20 protein-coding genes and 1 riboswitch are annotated in these 17,290 nt (G+C 42.5%); of the genes, 1 reads left to right on the top strand and 19 read right to left on the bottom strand.

Annotated features, from left to right (window positions below; all coding sequences use genetic code 11):
- Nucleotides 1-42: 42 nt before the first annotated feature.
- From IGI44_RS05205 to IGI44_RS05120, 18 genes are all read right to left on the bottom strand, one after another.
- Nucleotides 43-1,227 carry an acetate/propionate family kinase gene (locus IGI44_RS05205; protein ID WP_438786745.1) on the bottom strand — a complete coding sequence of 395 codons (1,185 nt, stop codon included), beginning with the start codon at nt 1,225-1,227 and terminating at the stop codon, nt 43-45.
- Between the two features lie 82 nt (nt 1,228-1,309).
- Nucleotides 1,310-2,026 (bottom strand): MIP/aquaporin family protein, encoded by a 717-nt coding sequence (locus tag IGI44_RS05200; protein WP_438786744.1) that lies wholly within the window; start codon nt 2,024-2,026, stop codon nt 1,310-1,312.
- 141 nt (nt 2,027-2,167) lie between these two features.
- A complete protein-coding gene (locus IGI44_RS05195) occupies nt 2,168-3,286 on the bottom strand; it encodes a 1-propanol dehydrogenase PduQ (protein WP_438786743.1) in 1,119 nt (372 codons plus the stop codon).
- A gap of 14 nt (nt 3,287-3,300) precedes the next feature.
- A complete protein-coding gene (locus tag IGI44_RS05190; RefSeq protein WP_438786742.1) occupies nt 3,301-4,686 on the bottom strand; it encodes an aldehyde dehydrogenase family protein in 1,386 nt (461 codons plus the stop codon).
- A 1-nt stretch (nt 4,687) separates the two neighbouring features.
- A complete protein-coding gene (locus tag IGI44_RS05185) occupies nt 4,688-5,680 on the bottom strand; it encodes a cob(I)yrinic acid a,c-diamide adenosyltransferase (protein ID WP_438786741.1) in 993 nt (330 codons plus the stop codon).
- A 17-nt stretch (nt 5,681-5,697) separates the two neighbouring features.
- The gene (locus IGI44_RS05180; protein ID WP_438786740.1) at nt 5,698-5,961 is read right to left on the bottom strand and encodes a EutN/CcmL family microcompartment protein; all 264 of its coding nucleotides are present in this window, start codon (nt 5,959-5,961) and stop codon (nt 5,698-5,700) included.
- Complete coding sequence (gene pduM / locus IGI44_RS05175; protein WP_438786739.1) at nt 5,912-6,448, bottom strand: PduM family microcompartment protein; 537 nt, start codon at nt 6,446-6,448, stop codon at nt 5,912-5,914. Before pduM ends, IGI44_RS05180 begins: the two co-directional genes overlap by 50 nt.
- Nucleotides 6,449-6,516: 68 nt before the next feature.
- Nucleotides 6,517-7,353, bottom strand: a complete 837-nt coding sequence (gene eutJ / locus IGI44_RS05170; protein WP_438786738.1) for an ethanolamine utilization protein EutJ — start codon at nt 7,351-7,353, stop codon at nt 6,517-6,519.
- 15 nt (nt 7,354-7,368) lie between these two features.
- Entirely contained in the window at nt 7,369-8,001 is a 633-nt protein-coding gene (gene pduL, locus IGI44_RS05165; protein WP_438786737.1) for a phosphate propanoyltransferase, read from the bottom strand.
- A complete protein-coding gene (locus IGI44_RS05160) occupies nt 7,994-8,284 on the bottom strand; it encodes a BMC domain-containing protein (protein WP_316402534.1) in 291 nt (96 codons plus the stop codon). Before IGI44_RS05160 ends, pduL begins: the two co-directional genes overlap by 8 nt.
- A 131-nt stretch (nt 8,285-8,415) precedes the next feature.
- Nucleotides 8,416-9,027, bottom strand: coding sequence for a BMC domain-containing protein (locus tag IGI44_RS05155; protein WP_438786736.1), 612 nt, complete (start codon nt 9,025-9,027; stop codon nt 8,416-8,418).
- Entirely contained in the window at nt 9,024-9,401 is a 378-nt protein-coding gene (locus IGI44_RS05150; protein ID WP_438786735.1) for a glycerol dehydratase reactivase beta/small subunit family protein, read from the bottom strand. Before IGI44_RS05150 ends, IGI44_RS05155 begins: the two co-directional genes overlap by 4 nt.
- A complete protein-coding gene (locus tag IGI44_RS05145) occupies nt 9,391-11,226 on the bottom strand; it encodes a diol dehydratase reactivase subunit alpha (RefSeq protein WP_438788919.1) in 1,836 nt (611 codons plus the stop codon). Before IGI44_RS05145 ends, IGI44_RS05150 begins: the two co-directional genes overlap by 11 nt.
- A 38-nt stretch (nt 11,227-11,264) precedes the next feature.
- On the bottom strand, nt 11,265-11,777 hold the full coding sequence (locus IGI44_RS05140) for a diol dehydratase small subunit (protein ID WP_438786734.1): 513 nt from the start codon (nt 11,775-11,777) through the stop codon (nt 11,265-11,267).
- A 13-nt stretch (nt 11,778-11,790) separates the two neighbouring features.
- Nucleotides 11,791-12,459, bottom strand: coding sequence for a propanediol/glycerol family dehydratase medium subunit (locus tag IGI44_RS05135; protein WP_438786733.1), 669 nt, complete (start codon nt 12,457-12,459; stop codon nt 11,791-11,793).
- A gap of 12 nt (nt 12,460-12,471) precedes the next feature.
- Nucleotides 12,472-14,133, bottom strand: a complete 1,662-nt coding sequence (locus tag IGI44_RS05130) for a propanediol/glycerol family dehydratase large subunit (RefSeq protein WP_016181456.1) — start codon at nt 14,131-14,133, stop codon at nt 12,472-12,474.
- 19 nt (nt 14,134-14,152) lie between these two features.
- Nucleotides 14,153-14,962, bottom strand: a complete 810-nt coding sequence (gene pduB / locus IGI44_RS05125) for a propanediol utilization microcompartment protein PduB (RefSeq protein ID WP_016181455.1) — start codon at nt 14,960-14,962, stop codon at nt 14,153-14,155.
- 17 nt (nt 14,963-14,979) lie between these two features.
- The gene (locus IGI44_RS05120) at nt 14,980-15,258 is read right to left on the bottom strand and encodes a BMC domain-containing protein (protein WP_438729117.1); all 279 of its coding nucleotides are present in this window, start codon (nt 15,256-15,258) and stop codon (nt 14,980-14,982) included.
- Between the two features lie 283 nt (nt 15,259-15,541).
- Here IGI44_RS05120 and IGI44_RS05115 point away from each other — a divergent pair, with 283 nt between their 5' ends.
- A complete protein-coding gene (locus IGI44_RS05115) occupies nt 15,542-16,438 on the top strand; it encodes a PocR ligand-binding domain-containing protein (protein WP_438786732.1) in 897 nt (298 codons plus the stop codon).
- 212 nt (nt 16,439-16,650) lie between these two features.
- A riboswitch (cobalamin riboswitch) is annotated at nt 16,651-16,824 on the bottom strand.
- Nucleotides 16,825-16,848: 24 nt separating this feature from the next.
- Here IGI44_RS05115 and IGI44_RS05110 read toward each other — a convergent pair.
- A complete protein-coding gene (locus IGI44_RS05110) occupies nt 16,849-17,289 on the bottom strand; it encodes a EutP/PduV family microcompartment system protein (RefSeq protein WP_438786731.1) in 441 nt (146 codons plus the stop codon).
- Nucleotide 17,290: the final 1 nt, after the last annotated feature.

Raw genomic sequence — 17,290 nt, 5'->3', positions numbered from 1 at the left:
AAAATCGCCTTCCATTCTAAAAAAGAATTGGAAGGCGATTTTTTAAATCAAATTAAAGGTATCTCTGACAATCATTAATTCTTCATTGGTTTCCACCACTAATACTTCAACTTTGGAAGCTTCTGTACTGATTCTTCTGTTATTTTGCTGATTCAATTGCTGATCCAGCTCAATGCCTAAAAAGGTCAAGTTCTCACAGACCCTTTCTCGAATAACAGAGGAATTCTCCCCGATTCCAGCGGTAAAGATCAAGACATCCACCCCATCAAGCTCTGCTGCGTAGGCACCAATCGTTTGCTTCACACGACCACAAAACATGTCTAACGCCAGCTTTGCTCTGTCATTGCCTTTTTCAGCCTCACTAATGATATCCCGCGTATCGCTGCTGAAACCTGTGATCCCCTTGAAACCAGATTCCGCATTCATCAGCTTGTCCATCTCACTAGCAGAAAGATTTTTCTCATTTTGTAAAAAGGGAATGATCGAAGGATCAATATCACCGCAGCGCGTGCCCATCATTAACCCCGCTAAAGGTGTAAAGCCCATGGAGGTAATGACCGATTTTCCGTCCTTGATTCCGCAAATACTTGCCCCATTTCCTAAATGACAGGAAATAATCTTTAAGGACTCCAACGGTTTCTCAAGACCGTTCGCTGCTTCGGAAGCTACAAATTGATGACTTGTTCCATGAAATCCGTAGCGTCGAACACTATCCTCTTCATAAAAGTGATAAGGCAATGGATAGACATAATTTTTGGCCGCCATCGTCTGATGAAAGGAGGTGTCAAAAACAGCGACTTGCGGACAATCCGGCAAATCCTTTTGCAAGGCTTCAATACCAACCACATTCACAGGATTATGCAAAGGTGCTAATTTTCCTAATTCCTTGATTTTTTGTAACGCCTCGGAATCGACTAAACTAGATTTTTTGAAATCTTCGCCGCCATGAGCGACACGATGGCCCACACCAGTTAGCTCCTGCAAGCTTGATAAAACCTTTCTTTCCACTAAAAATTCCAACAGAAAATTGATTGCCGCTTCATGCGTTTTTCCTTTCACTGTCGTTTTTACTTTCGTATCCTTCAATGAATAAGAAAAACCCATCTCCTCATCTAATCCGATCCGTTCAAACAAGCCCTTTACTAGCAGCGTTTCCTCAGGCATTTCGAATACTTGAAATTTCAATGAGGAACTGCCGGCATTGATTGACATGATTTTTTTCGCCATATTTTTCCCCCTTAATATAAGGAAATCGCCAACCACTCATTTCATTGAGAGGCCAGCGAATTCACAATGGTCTGTTTAAAAATTATCCTACAGCTTTCACTAATAACGTCGCAATACATGCACCGATAATTGGTCCAACGATCGGAATCCATGCATAGCCCCAATTTGCGTCCCCTTTATTTGGAATAGGCATCAACGCATACATCAACCGTGGACCAAAGTCACGGCAAGGGTTGATGGCATAACCAGTGGTTGATCCAAGTGATAGACCAATTCCGATCAAGACGAACACAAGCATCAATGGTTGTAAGCCAGGAGGAATATCCGCAGGCATTAATTGAATCGCTAATACAAAGAAACAAGTAGCAATGATTTCACTTACTAAGTTTAATGCTGTGCTTGGAATTGCTGGTCCGGTAGCAAAAATTCCAACGCTGTTCCCTTCTTCAACCGTTGTATTTTGGAAATGCGGCCAGAAGTGGATCGCGGCGATTAACGCGCCGACAAATGCTCCCGCCACTTGCGCTAAGATGAATGGTGCTACTTGTCCCCACTCGAAGGAACCAGCAACAGCAAAACCAATCGTTACCGCTGGATTCAAATGACCTGGAGAGCCAAAGTGTCCACTACTTAGAACACCTAGCATAACTGCCACACCCCAACCCATAGCAATGTACAACCAGCTAGCTCCGACACCTTTCGCCAAGGTACCTTTCAAATTGACCGAACACCCAACACCTGAACCAAAAAGAATCAGAACAACCGTACCAAAAAATTCACCAAATACAGGACTATTCATAATGAGACCTCCTTCTTCTTTTTAAAGTACTTTTGCAAAAAAACTAACCTAACTTTCGCGACTGACTCCCGACAATTTACCTATCCTAATTATAACGGTTTTCTGCTCATTAAAGTGATAAATTATTGTCAGGTATGATGATTATTTTATAATATTTCGATAGATAGCTTTAATCTCCTCCACTGAAAACTGAATAGGATTCGTTTTAAAGGTCGTATCATTTAATGCATTGTTTGCGATAATATCTTCGACTGATAATGCCGCTTCTTCTTGAACCCCAAAGCTATTCAGTTTAATCGGCGCCTTGCATTCGATAGCTAATTGCTGAACGGCCTGAGAAAGATTGGAAACCGCTAAATGATCGGGTAAACTCGGAGGACAAATTCCTAGTTTTCGAGAAATTCGCGCATAATTTTTTCTAGTTTCTTTATCCTTGCTATTTGCCAAAATCACATACGGCAGCAACATCGAATTCGCCAAGCCATGAGGAACTTTGAAATTCGCACCGACTTGATGAGCAATCGCATGACACACCCCTAAGCCTGCTGCATCAAAGGCCAAGCCAGCCAAAGTGGATGCCTCATGCATTTGAATTCGTGCATCTAGCTCCATCCCTTGATTCACACACGTAGGTAAATATTGGAAAACCAATTCTGTCGCCTTTTCAGCCAACGCATTTGTGTAGTTGGTCCGATTGACAGAAGCCAAAGATTCAAGCGCATGTGTCAATACGTCCAGTCCACTAAAGGCGGTGACTGACGGCGGACTAGACATAACCAGACTCGCATCCAAAATCGCCTCGTGGGGAATAATCGCCTCATGGAAAATCGGATATTTTATTTTATTTTGCGTATCGGTAATCACTGATGCGCTAGTTACTTCTGAACCCGTACCACTTGTCGTCGGGATCGCCACAAATCGCTTGACCTTATTACCGGTGGTTCGTTTGTAAAAGAAAAGCATCGCCTTTGCTGTATCAATCGCCGATCCCCCGCCAACTGCGATCACCACAGTTGGCTGGTGTTTAGTCATCTTTTCGATTCCGTCCACGACCGTTTCGATCGGAGGATCGGGGATAATATCAGAATAAATCTCAACGGTATTGGTTCGTTTTACATAACCCAAAATTCGCTTTAGACTATCCGATTCAGCTAAATAAGGATCACATACAAAGCAGAGGTTCTCTTTTTCAAATTGCTGCAGTCGTTCCAGACTGGCAAAGCCAGAATAGATCTCTGGTTTCATAGACCATTTTTTCAAAAAGAATCCCTCCTCTAGCGGATTGAAAAGCCATCAGTCAACACGCAACGACGTCTTCTGGCGAAATCTCGTGCCGAAGTTGTACACTCGCCAGTCGGTGTTGCGATCGTGAAGGTCGTTGGACCCTCACCGCCAAAGCCTAAACCAGCAAACGATGACCCATTCTTAACAAAAATCGATGTTTGAAATTTCTTCGCAGCCAGATTCATCCGGCCAACATTTTGAGAATGCATCGTCGCTGTATGATGGCGGCGATTCTCAATTTGAAGTGCTGTCGCTAATCCTTCATCAAAGTCGTTGACTGTAACGATTGGCAGAATCGGCATCAGCATTTCCTTCACAACAAATGGATGAATCTTGTCCGCACGCAGAATAATCACCCGTACATCAAAATCTACCTTGATACCTGCCTCAGCTAAGATGTAGTTGGCATCTTTTCCGATAAATTTCCGGCTCGGCGCTCCATTTTCCATGATCGTCATGTCCATCATTTTTTGAATGACTGCTTCATCTCGAAGCAGATAGGCTCCATTCTTCTCCATTTGCAGGATCAAATAATCTGCTACCTGTTCCACTACCACGACGCTTTTTTCAGCTGTACACAAAATGTTGTTATCAAACGATGCGCCAATAACAATGTCTTTCGCGGCTTTCTCGATATTCGCTGTTTCATCAACTAGCGATGGCGGATTGCCTTCGCCGGCTGCAATGACTTTCTTGCCGCTCTTCAGCGCTTGGCGTACGACCCCAGGACCACCGGTGATTGCCAACAATGGAACATCTGGATGAACCATCATCTCTTGCGCCGCCTCGATAGAAGGTTCTGTAATGGTTACGATCAAATTTTGAATCCCGCAGGCGTCATAAACAAGCTCGTTCATTTTACTTATGACCCAACGAGAGACTTTTTTTGCCCCTGGATGGACACTGAAATAAACGGCATTTCCGGCGGCTAACATTCCTATCGCGTTACAAATCAGAGTTTCCGCTGGATTGGTACTAGGGGTCACCGCCCCGACAACGCCATAAGGTGACAACTCGTATAAAGTCATCCCATTATCGCCCGTCAACGCTTCTGTTCGAAGATCCTCCACACCTGGGGTCTTATTGATCGCTAGCTGCAGCTTTTGAATCTTGTCTTCGTATCGCCCCATTCCTGTTTCATCTAACGTATCACGAGCAATTTTTTCAACATGCGGACGCATCCCGCAACGAATGGCCTCGATCACATTTCTTCTCGTTTCTAAAGTTTGATTTTCATAACATTCTTGGGCAAATTTCGCCGCATGAATGGCTTCTTCAACGGTCTCAAAAACACCAAATTCCTTCGTTGGAGATGTTGTTGCTTGAGCTTCTTGAAGAATTTTTTTGATGACTTCTTTTATCTCTTCTTCACGCATATCAAATCTCCTTCAACTTCTCTAAACCTTTTTGAGCAATCGCCCTATCTTCTTCCACCGAACCGCCGCTGATGCCTAAACCGGCAATTACTTCACCAGCCGCATCTCTGATTACAAGTCCGCCGCCAAATGTGACGATTTGTCCGTCAGTCAATGTTTCCAACTGATACAGATCGGCCTCTGGCTGCACTAAGTCCTTTAGCTGATGCGTATCCGTCTTCATGGCAACGGCTGAGTAGGCTTTTTTCTGAGCCAACGCTTCGCTAACCAGCAATGCGCCAGGCATTCGATAAAAACCAACTAGATTGCCTGTTTTATCGACTAAGGCCATTGAAACCGGCACGTTGATCTTCTTTGCTTGTGCTTCACAAGCTTGAAAAATCGCATGATTTTTATCCAGATAGCTGGCTTTCAGTTGCGCGCCGCTTTGTTCCAGATAACGCTTCAGAATCTCATCGATTAGCTTTTTTTCTGTCTCCACCTGATCCTCCATACGAGCAAAGATATACAGGCAATCGGACAATCGATTCACAAATTTCCGTACTTCTTCACGAATCTCAGCGGACTTGGACAATTCTGTTAAGAGCCGTTCCCCGCGGCGACAAATTGCGCGCGCCACATGAAGCTGAGCAGCTGAAAGTGTTTGTCCAGGTAAAATAAAGCTGTGCAGTTCTGGTAAGCGCTTGGTGTACTGATCGATCCACTCCTCCATTTGATGGATATCCGCTTCTGCGACCAGCTTACTCTTCGCTTCCAATTTTTCTCTGTTTTGCTTGGTTGCGATTTCTGCATTTAGTTGAAATAATTTATGCTGGACCCATTCTAAGTGTTCGATTGTTTCTGAATCTTTCGCTAATTTCTGGGCAACACTGACTTGCGCACAGCATTCATCAAACGTTCCATAGGTATCCACGCGTAAATCTGATTTTTCTACCCGTGTCCCATCAAAAAGGCTCGTTGTTCCTTTATCTCCCGTTTTCGTATAAATCGCCATAAACTTTCCTCAGCTCCCTAAAAATCAAACGTGTCAATAATTCCAACGATTGCATAATCAACAGCATCTGAAGGAGTCGAAAACAGTTTTCTGGCAGAAGAACCGCTGGTCAATAAGACATAATCCCCAATGCCAGCCCCTACTGTATCCGCTGCCACCTGTTGGAAACGAATATCCTGTTGCTCAGCGTTAATCGGTTGAATAATCATCAATTTTTTCCCAACCAATGTTTCATCTTTTTGGGTCGAAACTACGCTCCCAATTACTTTTGCCATCAGCATAGGGTGAACTCCTTTCTACAACAATGACGTTCTTTTCCTGCAATCGCTCCCTTGCCAAATCCGTGACTAATTGATTGGCTGCCAACAGTAGAATATCCTCCTGTGTCAGCATCGCCGCCTGTTGGTAGGTAATTACTTTTTTAGGAAAATGTACATATTGTTTTCCTTGATTGTTAAGCAATGTCACACTGCATTCGTTGAATAATTCATTTGGAATCAACTCCGTGTTTGAGAAAGCCAGTTCAAAAGTTAGACGACAATCATAGTCATAGCTTTGATACAGCCATTTCACTAGAGGATCCTCGCTGTCTTTTTTAACGAACCGCTCTAAAAATAAGACATCTACTTCGCTCAAATGAATCTGCTTATTGTATAAAAAGCCTCTAATTCCTTGGTCTATCTGGGAAGGTGTACGACAAGAAAGAAATAAGGTATTGTGTTCACGCTGATTAATAATTGAAATAATACGCTCCACTAACTCGTCCATATTCTTACTCCCAATTCTTATTGCAGATATCGTTTCTATTTCATTGGAGGTTTGCGAATTCTTGTTTACTAAATAATGGGTGTAGACGACATCGCAATTCCAATGGGTGTTACAAATTGAGGATATTTTGGTTTAACTACTGTTTGATTCAAATAATTTGAAAATTCGTTTTCAAATTCAGATAGATAGGAAGCACCGCCAACGACATAGATCGGTTCCGTTGGATGTTTCCTTAAAACGTTCGCGGTAATGTTCGCCATACGCTGAATGACTGGACGGCAAATAATGAAATTCTCTCGATCACGAGCAGGATCACGTTTGATCTTCTCTGCCTCCTCGATCGAAATTCGATTATTCCCAGCAATCACCAAGGTCATATGCGTCCCACCAGTTGGTTCATCTTCTACGATGATCGGCTGACCATTTTCAAAGATACTGATTCCTGTCGTTCCGCCACCAACGTCCACTACAGCCCCATCATCGACACTTAAGACTAAGGCCGCCGCTGTTGGCTCATCGACAAGCTGATCCGCCAGCATATTCGCACTCTCGATGACATTTGCCACTACACGTTTGTTATTTCCGACCGTTCCCGGCGGAATCGCCCCCGATGCTGCCTTTAAGGAAAAGCCTAATGTTTCTTCCGCCTGCTCCCGCAAACGATTGACGATTTGAACAGATCGTTGGTAATCAACGACCAAACCGTCACGAATGACATCGGCGTACTCAAAAGCTCCAAAAATCGGTCGATTCTTTCCATCTAAAACAACCAAAACAATAGAGGAAGTACCCAAATCAACTCCAACTTTATACCCATCTTCAGGATCAAACGCCTGTGCTTGCTTTGTATTTACAAGTTCATGAAAAGATGTTAATAATTGATTGGCTTTTTCGATTGATTCCATACTTCCTCCTTTGGATTATAGTTGTATAATCCTTCCTCTTGTATTTGGCTGAATATCCGCAGCATTTGCTTCATCTGTATCTACATGCATTTCTAAAACAAAATTCTTTCCCGGGCGCAACTCGACATCGTTAAAGATCGTTTTTCGCGAGCCTTCAAAAATTTCGACTGAAACAACCTGGCCTTTTTTTAAGTTCAACCGTTTCATATCTTGATCATTCAAATGGATGTGGCGTTTTGCCACGATCGCTGCTGGAATAGTGACTTCTGCCGCTTCGCTACGCAGCGTAATCTCAACCGCATCATCCAAATTTCCTGACAAGCGAATCGGTGGTTGAATCCCTAAATTTCGTGCATCGGTTTTAGAGAGTTCAACCTGCGATCGTTTTCTCAACGGTCCCAAAATACGAACTTTTTTGATCTCACCCTTTGGTCCAACTAACGTGACGGTTTGCTTTGCGGCAAATTCACCCGGTTGTTTCAACGGTTTCAAAGGTTCAATTGTTTCATTAGGAAATAGAATGGTAAAATGTTCTTCCGTTAAATGTATGTGTCGGTTAGAGATGCCGATTGGAAATGTTTCTGCCTGCATCTCCAATAACACTTCACGAACAATTTTTCTAATTTCCTCAATACTATAATTATTCATTGCCTACTTTCGGCTTAGGTACTAAGATATCGTCAACATCGCGATGCGGTCTTGGGATTACGTGAACGGAAACCACTTCCCCAACCTTTTCTGCTGCTGCACAGCCAGCGTCAACGGCTGCTTTGACTGCTCCAACATCGCCACGAACCATAACGGTAACTAATCCAGAACCGATTTTCTCCGTTCCTACCAATGTTACATTCGCTGCCTTTACCATTGCGTCGGCTGCTTCAACAGCGCCAACCAAACCTTTTGTTTCAATCATTCCTAATGCATCATTCATGTCTATTCCTCCTAAGTTCGTCTATCATCCAACTAAACAAGTGAACCCTTTTTTCTCATTTGCAAGAAGTGATTTCATCATCCTCTGTAAATCTGTGCGCCGTTGGACAGATATCCTATTAACGTCTGTCGTTACTTTTTCTTTTTCGGTTCTGAAGCTTTTTTCGATCCTTTCGGTGGATTCTTTTTCTTCTTAGGCTGTTCTTTGCTCGGTTCTTTTTTGATTGGTTTTTCTTCCACCGGTTCTTTTTTGATTGGTTTTTCTTCCACCGGTTCTTTCTTGATCGGTTCCTCTATTGATTCTTTTTCTATTGGAGCTTCTTTCACTGGTTCTTCTTTCATCGTCTCTGTAATTTCCGCTTTTTCAGTCGGTTGAGTTTTTTCCTCAACCGTCTCGACCACAGAAACCGAATCAATCGTTGCTTCTGGTTTTTCTATACTCTCAGCAGGAGTAGCAGTTGGTTTTTCTTCCTTTTTAAAAAAGAAGTTCTCCAAGTTATTCGCTGGACGAGGAATCACCAATGACGAAAGATACACATTATTTTGAACTGCCTTGGCTTTACCCGCATCGACCGCCGCCTTGACAGCACCAACATCGCCAGCCACTTTCACAGTCATCCAACCAAAACCTTTGGCCTTTTCTACACCTAAAAGCTCCACGTTGGCTACCTTGACCATCGTATCCGATACTTCGATTGCACTGGCTAGGCCCTTTACTTCAACTAAGCCAATTGCTTGTTTCATGCTTTCACCTCCATAGGATCAATTGATTTGAATGGCACACCCTTTACTAAACGTGCCGCATTCCCACCAAAGCTTTTTAAAACCAATGGTGGACAAGTTACAACTCGTTGAATCGATTGATAAGGAGTTTCTGGTGCCAAATTTTTATAATGAAGAGCGACTTCATTGTTTACATAGCCAATTCCAACATTTAGCGAGGAGGTATTTGCTGCAATATAAGCAGCCTCTGTCGCTGTGGAAAAATCCTTTTGTTCCAAGGTAAAGGGAATTTTCTCTTCTTCCAAACCATAAAAGATATATTGAATATCCTCAGCCGATGCCCGTTTATCAAGATAGATCAAGACTACAGGACGAACATTTAGATCAAGCTCCATCAAACCCCTCCCTCAAATAAGAAAGAATCAATCCGGTTGCCACCGCATTCCGCGGTCCTTCGATTTGACGAATGTTCCCGCGTCCTGCGACCAATCCGTAATGAGAGAGTGCATTCGTCACGATTTGTGGTATCTCAAAATCTAACGCCGAGCCGCCCACAATAACCACGAATGGAATGTCACGAATACTTCCTGTTGGACTTACTCTTCGCAGTGCTCGCAATGCATTGGTGACAAATACTCGTTCTTTTGCAGTTTGTCGTACCAAACGGATTTTTTCAATGGAATCATCGCCTGGGATCGGCACGTAGCCATCTGGTGTCACTACGACGACCTTCGCAAATAAAGAAGGATCTAATGGCTGATCAAAGAATTGAACGGACCCATCCTCGTGACGGATGTAGAAAATATTTTCAACCTTTGCCAAAGGATATTTCTTGATATCCTCAGCTAAATAAACATCTTCTAGTCCTAACTCCGATTGAATCAGCATCGTTACCATATCACCAGCACCGGCTAAATGAGTCGCCACGATGGTCTCGTCCTTTTTAATAATAGACGCATCGGTAGAACCAGCACCTAAATCCAGAATTGCTAACGGCGCTGAGGTCCCTGGTGTCGTTAGTGCGCCTAAGATCGCTGCTTCCGCCTCCGCACCGCCAATTTCAACTCTGATTCCTAAATCTTGCTGGATTTCATCAGCGATTTTTGACATTTGCAAATGGTCTGATTTAACCATCGAAGCGATTCCGACCGCCTGCTCCATTGAAAATTCACCTGCTAATCCACCTTTGACGCTTATTGGTACAAAGGTATCAACAGCTAATAAATCTTGAATGAAGATTTGATTGACTGGTCGATCGGTTAACTCAGCCATGGTCAGGCGGACCTTCTCCAGCATACCGCCGACATTCGTTCCCGATTCACCAGTTACGTTGTCAATCACTTCAAACGCAGATACAGCTTCCATGATTTTTTCAGCCCCGGCTGAGATTCCAACAGTACTTCGGCGATTTCCACCAGTAATCTCGATTTTCCCTGCAGGAATTGTCCGTGCTTTGACATCGCCTTTTGGTGTTTTTATGACAACTGCCGAGCGATTTCCAATCAAGGCCCGGGCAACTGGGACGATATTTTTAGTCGCCTCTGAATCAAGATCAAAGACAGTAGCAATTCCATACGGATTTGATAATTGTGAAACACCCCGACCTGTCTCAGCCACTTCGACAGCCGCCAGCATATTAACAGGAACTTTATCGATATAAGAAACTTCATCAACAATCGGAATCTTCTTGTTCAAACGATTATTGACCAAAACCCCATCATCAGATTGCATGATCGCAGCAGTAATAAGGTACCCATTCGCTACAAATTGATTGATTTTCCGAGCCACGTCGTCAAAGTCAAAGGACTTCTCAATAATCAAAATGTAGGGGATCGCTTTCTTTCCGCTCTTTTCAAGTTCAGCAAAGCGAAGCGTGGTTCCGACTCCTAAGCCTAATCCACCAGGTGTTTTCGGATTGTGTCCGATCATGGTTGACTCAGTGATGATGGTTTCTGTGATTGTTTCCATCGCCACATCCCCTATCACTGGTGTCGCTTCGTTGATTCGAATCAGATCGATGTCTTCAATTTTTAAATGATTTTTAGAACACGCCTCATTAATCGCTTTATAGATACCAAACAGATTCTTCTTCGTTCCTTTTATTCCAGTCGTCTCCGCAATTGCTGATTCTAGGAATCGGACATGTTGATGGTTATCAATTTCAACTAAAGCAACTTCAGTTGAGGAATTTCCAATATCAATCCCAATTACACGTTTCATCATTCATTGCTCCTCTTCCTGAAATTCCGAACTAGAAACTAGTTATCACCTTTAAGTTTTTTCCGTTTTTCGTAATGCTCAGCTGCTTCACGAACATAGGCAGCACTGATTTTTGCACTGTATTGATTTTCTAATTCATTCGCAATATCCAGCAATTCTTGTTTGCTTGAACGGTAAGGACGTAACGCATTGTACATTTCCAATACGCGTGCATCAGGAACAGCAGTCAACTCAGACGCGCGATCAAAGTTATTAGAGATTGTTTTTCTGCCTGCGCTTGTCGCAATTTCTCCTTGCGCTTTCAAAATACGTGGCGTAATTTTCAGATCATCGGGTGTCAACGAGCCATTTAAAACATTTTCTAACGTAATGTCGTCTAATGTTTTACCTGTTTTTGTTTTGATCCAATCTGGATGATTTTTCGCGATTGGATAATCAGCAACAGTTGCCGATCCTGAACTTACGGATGTTTCTGGTGCTGCGCTGCTGGCACCATTATTCATATCTTTTAAGATTCCTCGAACCAAACTTTCGATAGATTGCTCATTCATTCTAGTCACCTCACTATAAAGTTACAGAAATTTCTTCTGCTGGCTTACCGATTACAACGTGCTTCGTTTCTTTAATGTGGAGCAAAGCTGACAATGCTTGATATTTTGGACGAGCCATTTGGTCATTCATCATCGGTACTGGATTTGGAGACTCACCTTTAGCATATTTTGCAGCATTTTTCCCAATCGCACGATACGTTTCTAACGTAATCAGTGGCGCTTGTGGGAACAGCTCAAGATTCGATAATGGCTGCAAATCTTTTTGGTGAATAATCGAGGTTCCTTTTGATTGGATTGCCACACAAACACCTGAGCCGGATAATTTGTCCCCTTCGACCCCAGCAAAAGCCACATCCGATGTACGATAAACTTTAACCACTCGGGCTTTTAACCCTTCTTCTTCAATTCCGGCAATCACTTGTTTCAAAATTTCCTTGTGAGGGACACCAAGAATATTGGTTGTTTGTGATTCTGCAAACGCTGGTGCCACTGCAATAACTACTTCATCCTGAGAGTTTCCTGGCTGGGCAACACCGACAGATTTAAACCAATCGGATGATGCTGCAGGCTCTGATTTTACTTGTTGTTCAAAAGCAACTGGTTGATCTCCTGTGTTCGCTTCCATTTCACTTAGAACTTCTTTGATGATGGAGCGTAAAAGATTTTCATTTAGTTCTGTCATTTTTACTCCTCCTTAAATATCTTTCGGATTGATTGCTTTAGGGATCGCTTTTACTTTTTCCCATTCTGAACCATCAAGTCGATACCCAGTACCTGGTCCAGCATAATCATTCTTGTCATTGACAGCAGAGATTACATTCCAATCCGCATCAAATATTGAAGAAGTTTGTAAGAAATCTCCAGCTACACGTTGTTTCAATAGATTGAGCAAGCTTGTTGCTACATCTTCGAAGCCACTTTCTGATAATCCTTTTACCAGATCCAAACCAGTTGCGCCTTGCGTTAATAATTCTTGCGCCGCTTTAATATCTTGAACCATGTCACGTTCTGGCATATCTTGTGATCCGCGAGCATACGTTGCTGCTTCCACTTCTTCATCTGTAATCGTTGGCAAGCCTAACTTGTCAAACAAGCCTTGCAACGCTCTTGCTGCTTTATTACGAACAGCCACCACGTCTTCTTCGCTAACTGGTCGTAATCCGCCATCTACTCTCAAGTCACGTTGAATGATATTGTAATCATCGAAATCATCTGCATCGAAGTTTGAACCCGCGAACATATTGTCATAGTTAGGTGTTGCAGAATAGCCAGATGAAATGAAGTCTGTTCCTGGTAAGAACTGCATCAGCAAACGAGCGGTTCTACGAATATCCGAATGTGAGAAGGTTTGGTCATTTCCTGAAGCCACTTCCAAGTCAAGCAACATCGCAATCAAGTTTTCTGCTAAAATTGCCCGAATTCCTGAAGGAACAGCTCCCGGCACACCAATACAACTAATTGACCCATTTTGCAGGCCTTGAACTCCGGCTGCTTTCGTTAAGAAGATACAGCGCGTTTCAAGATACAGCATAGATTTCCCTTCGGCATAACCCATTTGTACTTCTGACCCTGTTCCCGAAGTAAAGCGCATTTTCAATCCGCGTGAAGCATAACAAGAAGCCAAGAAGCCTTTCGACCATGGCGTATCATCCCCATCGGTAAATACTTGCTCCGTACCATAGACAGAGATTGTTTCCGCATACGCAGTAAATCCGCGCATCCCTAAGTCAAGCTCGGTTGCTTCTTCTAATGAACATTGCGTTAACACACCTGGGCGTCCAGTTTGTGAACCAACCATGATCGCTACTGCGTTAAATGGTGCGTAACGAGCTACGGCAACGGTTGTTTCCTGTTCATCAAATCCACGCAACGCTCCTTCTGCTGCGTCAGCCGCGATTTGAACTGGATTGTCTCGAACGTTGGTTACGTGAGATTGCGTCGTAGGACGACGACGAGCGCGCATTTTTTGTACGGCCATCATCATTTCAACAACATTCATATAGCCGACAACTTCATTCAATTTCCCAGGTGTAGCTGCTGTGGTTAATTGAACGATTTCTTCACGTGAAATGTTTGGATCAACGATTTTATTCGCTAACTCTTTAGAAGGAATAGTCATTACTTCTTCTGCACGAGTCAAATCGATCCCATATTGAGCAATGTAAGAATCGATCAAGTCAAAGTCCGCTTTGTCTTTTCCATCGAGCTCAACCACTTCGCCATTAACGATCTTGATGCTTGGCTTAGGGTCATTGGGACTTTGCATCGCAATTAATCCTTCTTCTACCCATTCATCTACGAAACCATCTTGATTGACCGGTCTTTTTTCTAGTTCTTCAAATCGTTTTGATTTCATCTATTTTTCACTCCCACTCTTAAATGTATGATGGTTGATCATTCTTCGGCGTACTTCCCATTGTTCCCAATAATTGGCAACCGATGTCGCGCGCTGAAATAATCGCTTGACGTACCGCACCAGAATCGCCGGTGATTGTCATCGTTACCTCATTTGAGAAACTTTGTCCATTTTGCGGAGTTGCGTAAGAAACAACGTCTACATTTGCAGATTTCAACGCCGTATCAGCCATCACAACACCAATTGCGGCAGGAGCACCAACTAAGATACCAAATGCTTTACCAACTGGAGCACCAAAAACTTTGTTGCAGGCATAACTAGCACGAGCGGTATATTGACACTCAATATGTCCAGCTTCATTTCCATATACATCACCAAATGTGCGTGTATCTACTTCCTTCAACGTAACCTCTACGGCACGCTTCACATCCGATACATCATCGCCGCCGAAGATCACGATTGATCCATGACCAGCGCCGCCTTTTGTATCACGAGGCATTTCAATTAAAATCACTTCCGTATTTGTTGCTTTCACTGCTTCATCCGCAGCCATAATATGAGGACCGGCACCAGTACGGGCACCAACAATTCCGATTGAACGATATTTTTTCTCTAACTTCATTGTTTCTAGTAAAGATGAATCGACGTTAGCAATTACTAACCCAATTGTGTCTCCAAACTCTGTTGCTCCTACAAATTCAGTTAATGCACATTGCTTTTCAATCATTTTTCGATCTCCTCCGTTAGTGTTTTTCATCTCATTTCCGGTTTCCATTTTTGCGAGCACGCGCTTCATGATCTCTTCGATCTTTTGATCTGTGTTTGCCATCAGCTATCCCACCCTTTCTATTCTGACTTAGGGAGCAAGCCTTCAACTTCAGTATGTGGCCGTGGAATAACATAATTAGAAACTACTTCTCCTACCGCGTTAGCCGCAGAAACACCTGCATCAACTGCTGCTTTAACTGCACCTACATCTCCTCGTACCATCACAGTGACTAATCCAGAGCCAATTTTTTCCGTCCCAACTAAGGAAACATTCGCAGCCTTTACCATTGCATCAGCCGCTTCAATAGCACCAATCAACCCCCTAGTTTCAATCATTCCTAACGCTTCCTGTTGCATAAAACATTCCTCCTAATTATTTTGATAGCACTTACATTTATAATGATAAACAAAAAAGATAGAACAAATTTGTCCTATCTTTTAGTCGGATAATTTCGAATGTAAAAATTTTGTTGCGCAAAAGTGTCAAGACACTACTAAATAAGCCTTAATGGATGGTCAATTAAGTTCAAAAAATATCAATATTTTGTCTTCTGCTGGTCAAAATAATGTTATTGGTCTAAACAAGATTTAAAATAAAATTATGTTCTGGTAAAATGATAGATGACTAGGAGGCGCTTACATGGAAAATATTAGTACATTGAATTCGCACAGTTCCTTGCAACTTTCCAAAACAATCCAGGATTTCGCTCTTGCAGCAGATTTTGGCTCAGTCCTTGTTGATATACATGGGAAGGAAACTTCTGACCTGTATAATTTTTCTCCCTTTTGCCAGTTGATGCGTTCTAATCCAGAGTTCAAATCCCTTTGTCAAAAATGTGATGCGTTTGGCGGTCTTGAGGCTTCAAAAAATGGCGATCCTTGTATTTATCGTTGTCATGCCGGTCTCACTGATATTTCCCTACCTATCATTAGCAATAATCAACTAATTGGATTTGCTCTTTTTGGTCAAGTAGAGATTACTGACGATGACAAAAATCCGTATACTCGCATCCATCCAATCGTCACACATTGGGAAACTTCTCCAGAGCTACGTCAAGCGAGAAAAAAGGTGAAGACAGTCAGCACGACTCAAATCGAATCCGCGGCTGCTTTACTAAAAACGATTGGTGATTACCACTTCAGTGATTCTGACCCTCGTGAACAAATTAGATTTAACTTTCATCCAAGCAAAAAAGAAACCAAGGATTCCATCAATTCTAAAAATGATGAGATTCGTAAAGCCATCTCCTATATCGATACGAATTTAACCACAAATTTGACACTTGAAGATGTTGCCAATCATGTTTATCTTAGCCAATTCTATTTTAGCCGTTTGTTCAAAAAGGAGATCGGTGTCAGCTTCATTACCTATTTGAATCAACAAAGAATTGAGCAAGCAAAAGTTCTTTTAACGCAATCAAATCTAAGTATCAAATCAATTTCGCAAAATATCGGTTATTCACAAACGAGCTATTTCTGTAAAATATTTAAAGAACTTGTTGGTATGACGCCCGTTAATTATCGAAAAATAAAGTAGTTTTATTCTAAACAGTCGGATGACGGCTGTTTTTTATTTGCCCGTATTGTCCCCTGAAGAAAGGCCATCTTTCAACCTCATCGGATTCTGTTAATAGCCTATTTCAGAAATTGTGAAAAGTAGTATACGCAAAAAAGGTGAGGCGTCTGGAAGACCCCTCACCAAATAAACGTCAATTGACTATTTCAATGGTGAAATAATTCTCCCAATACAATTATTTCAGCAAACGGACAGGTATCCTGACTTCGCTTCATCCTCCATCTCGCCTTCCCGAAAGTGGCTACTTGAGATTTCGTCTGCGCATACAGTAGAAAGGGTCTGCCAAGGATTCACACCTTGTTCCCTGTTCCAAATGCTTTTGCCTTATTCAATTTTTCACACACTTATAGTAACGCAGAATGTATCCGCTGTCAAAAATCTTTTGCTAACAAAAATTCTTTTAAATCGGTAATCCCTTCTAAATTGACACTAGATATCGAAAATACTTTCTTAGCACCTGCCAAACGCAAACGCTTCTCCGCTAAATCCAAATCAGCTGGGCCATGATTAAGATCCGTTTTAGTGATGATTCCAATCATCGGTTTAGTAAATCGAGAGGAAAAGCAAGGCGGAAAATAATTCTGACGATTGGTAATACTTTGAACAAGTGCAACACAATCTGCACCAACTGCTGAACTGACTAACGCATTATAATAGAAACGGTTTTCCATAAACTCGCCCGGCGTATCAATCACATTATCTGAAAAGTAGACTTGCTGCGTCTTATGATACTTGATCTCCCATTCGTTTAAAAGCTGCATCAAAGTGGTTTTCCCTGATCCGGTTTCTCCAATTAAAATGACTCGTTTCATC

It is taken from the genome of Enterococcus sp. DIV0756, from assembly GCF_051710745.1.
Taxonomy (GTDB): domain Bacteria; phylum Bacillota; class Bacilli; order Lactobacillales; family Enterococcaceae; genus Enterococcus_A.
Note: the sequence above shows the minus strand (reverse complement) of the source record. Positions and strands in the feature narration are given on the sequence as shown.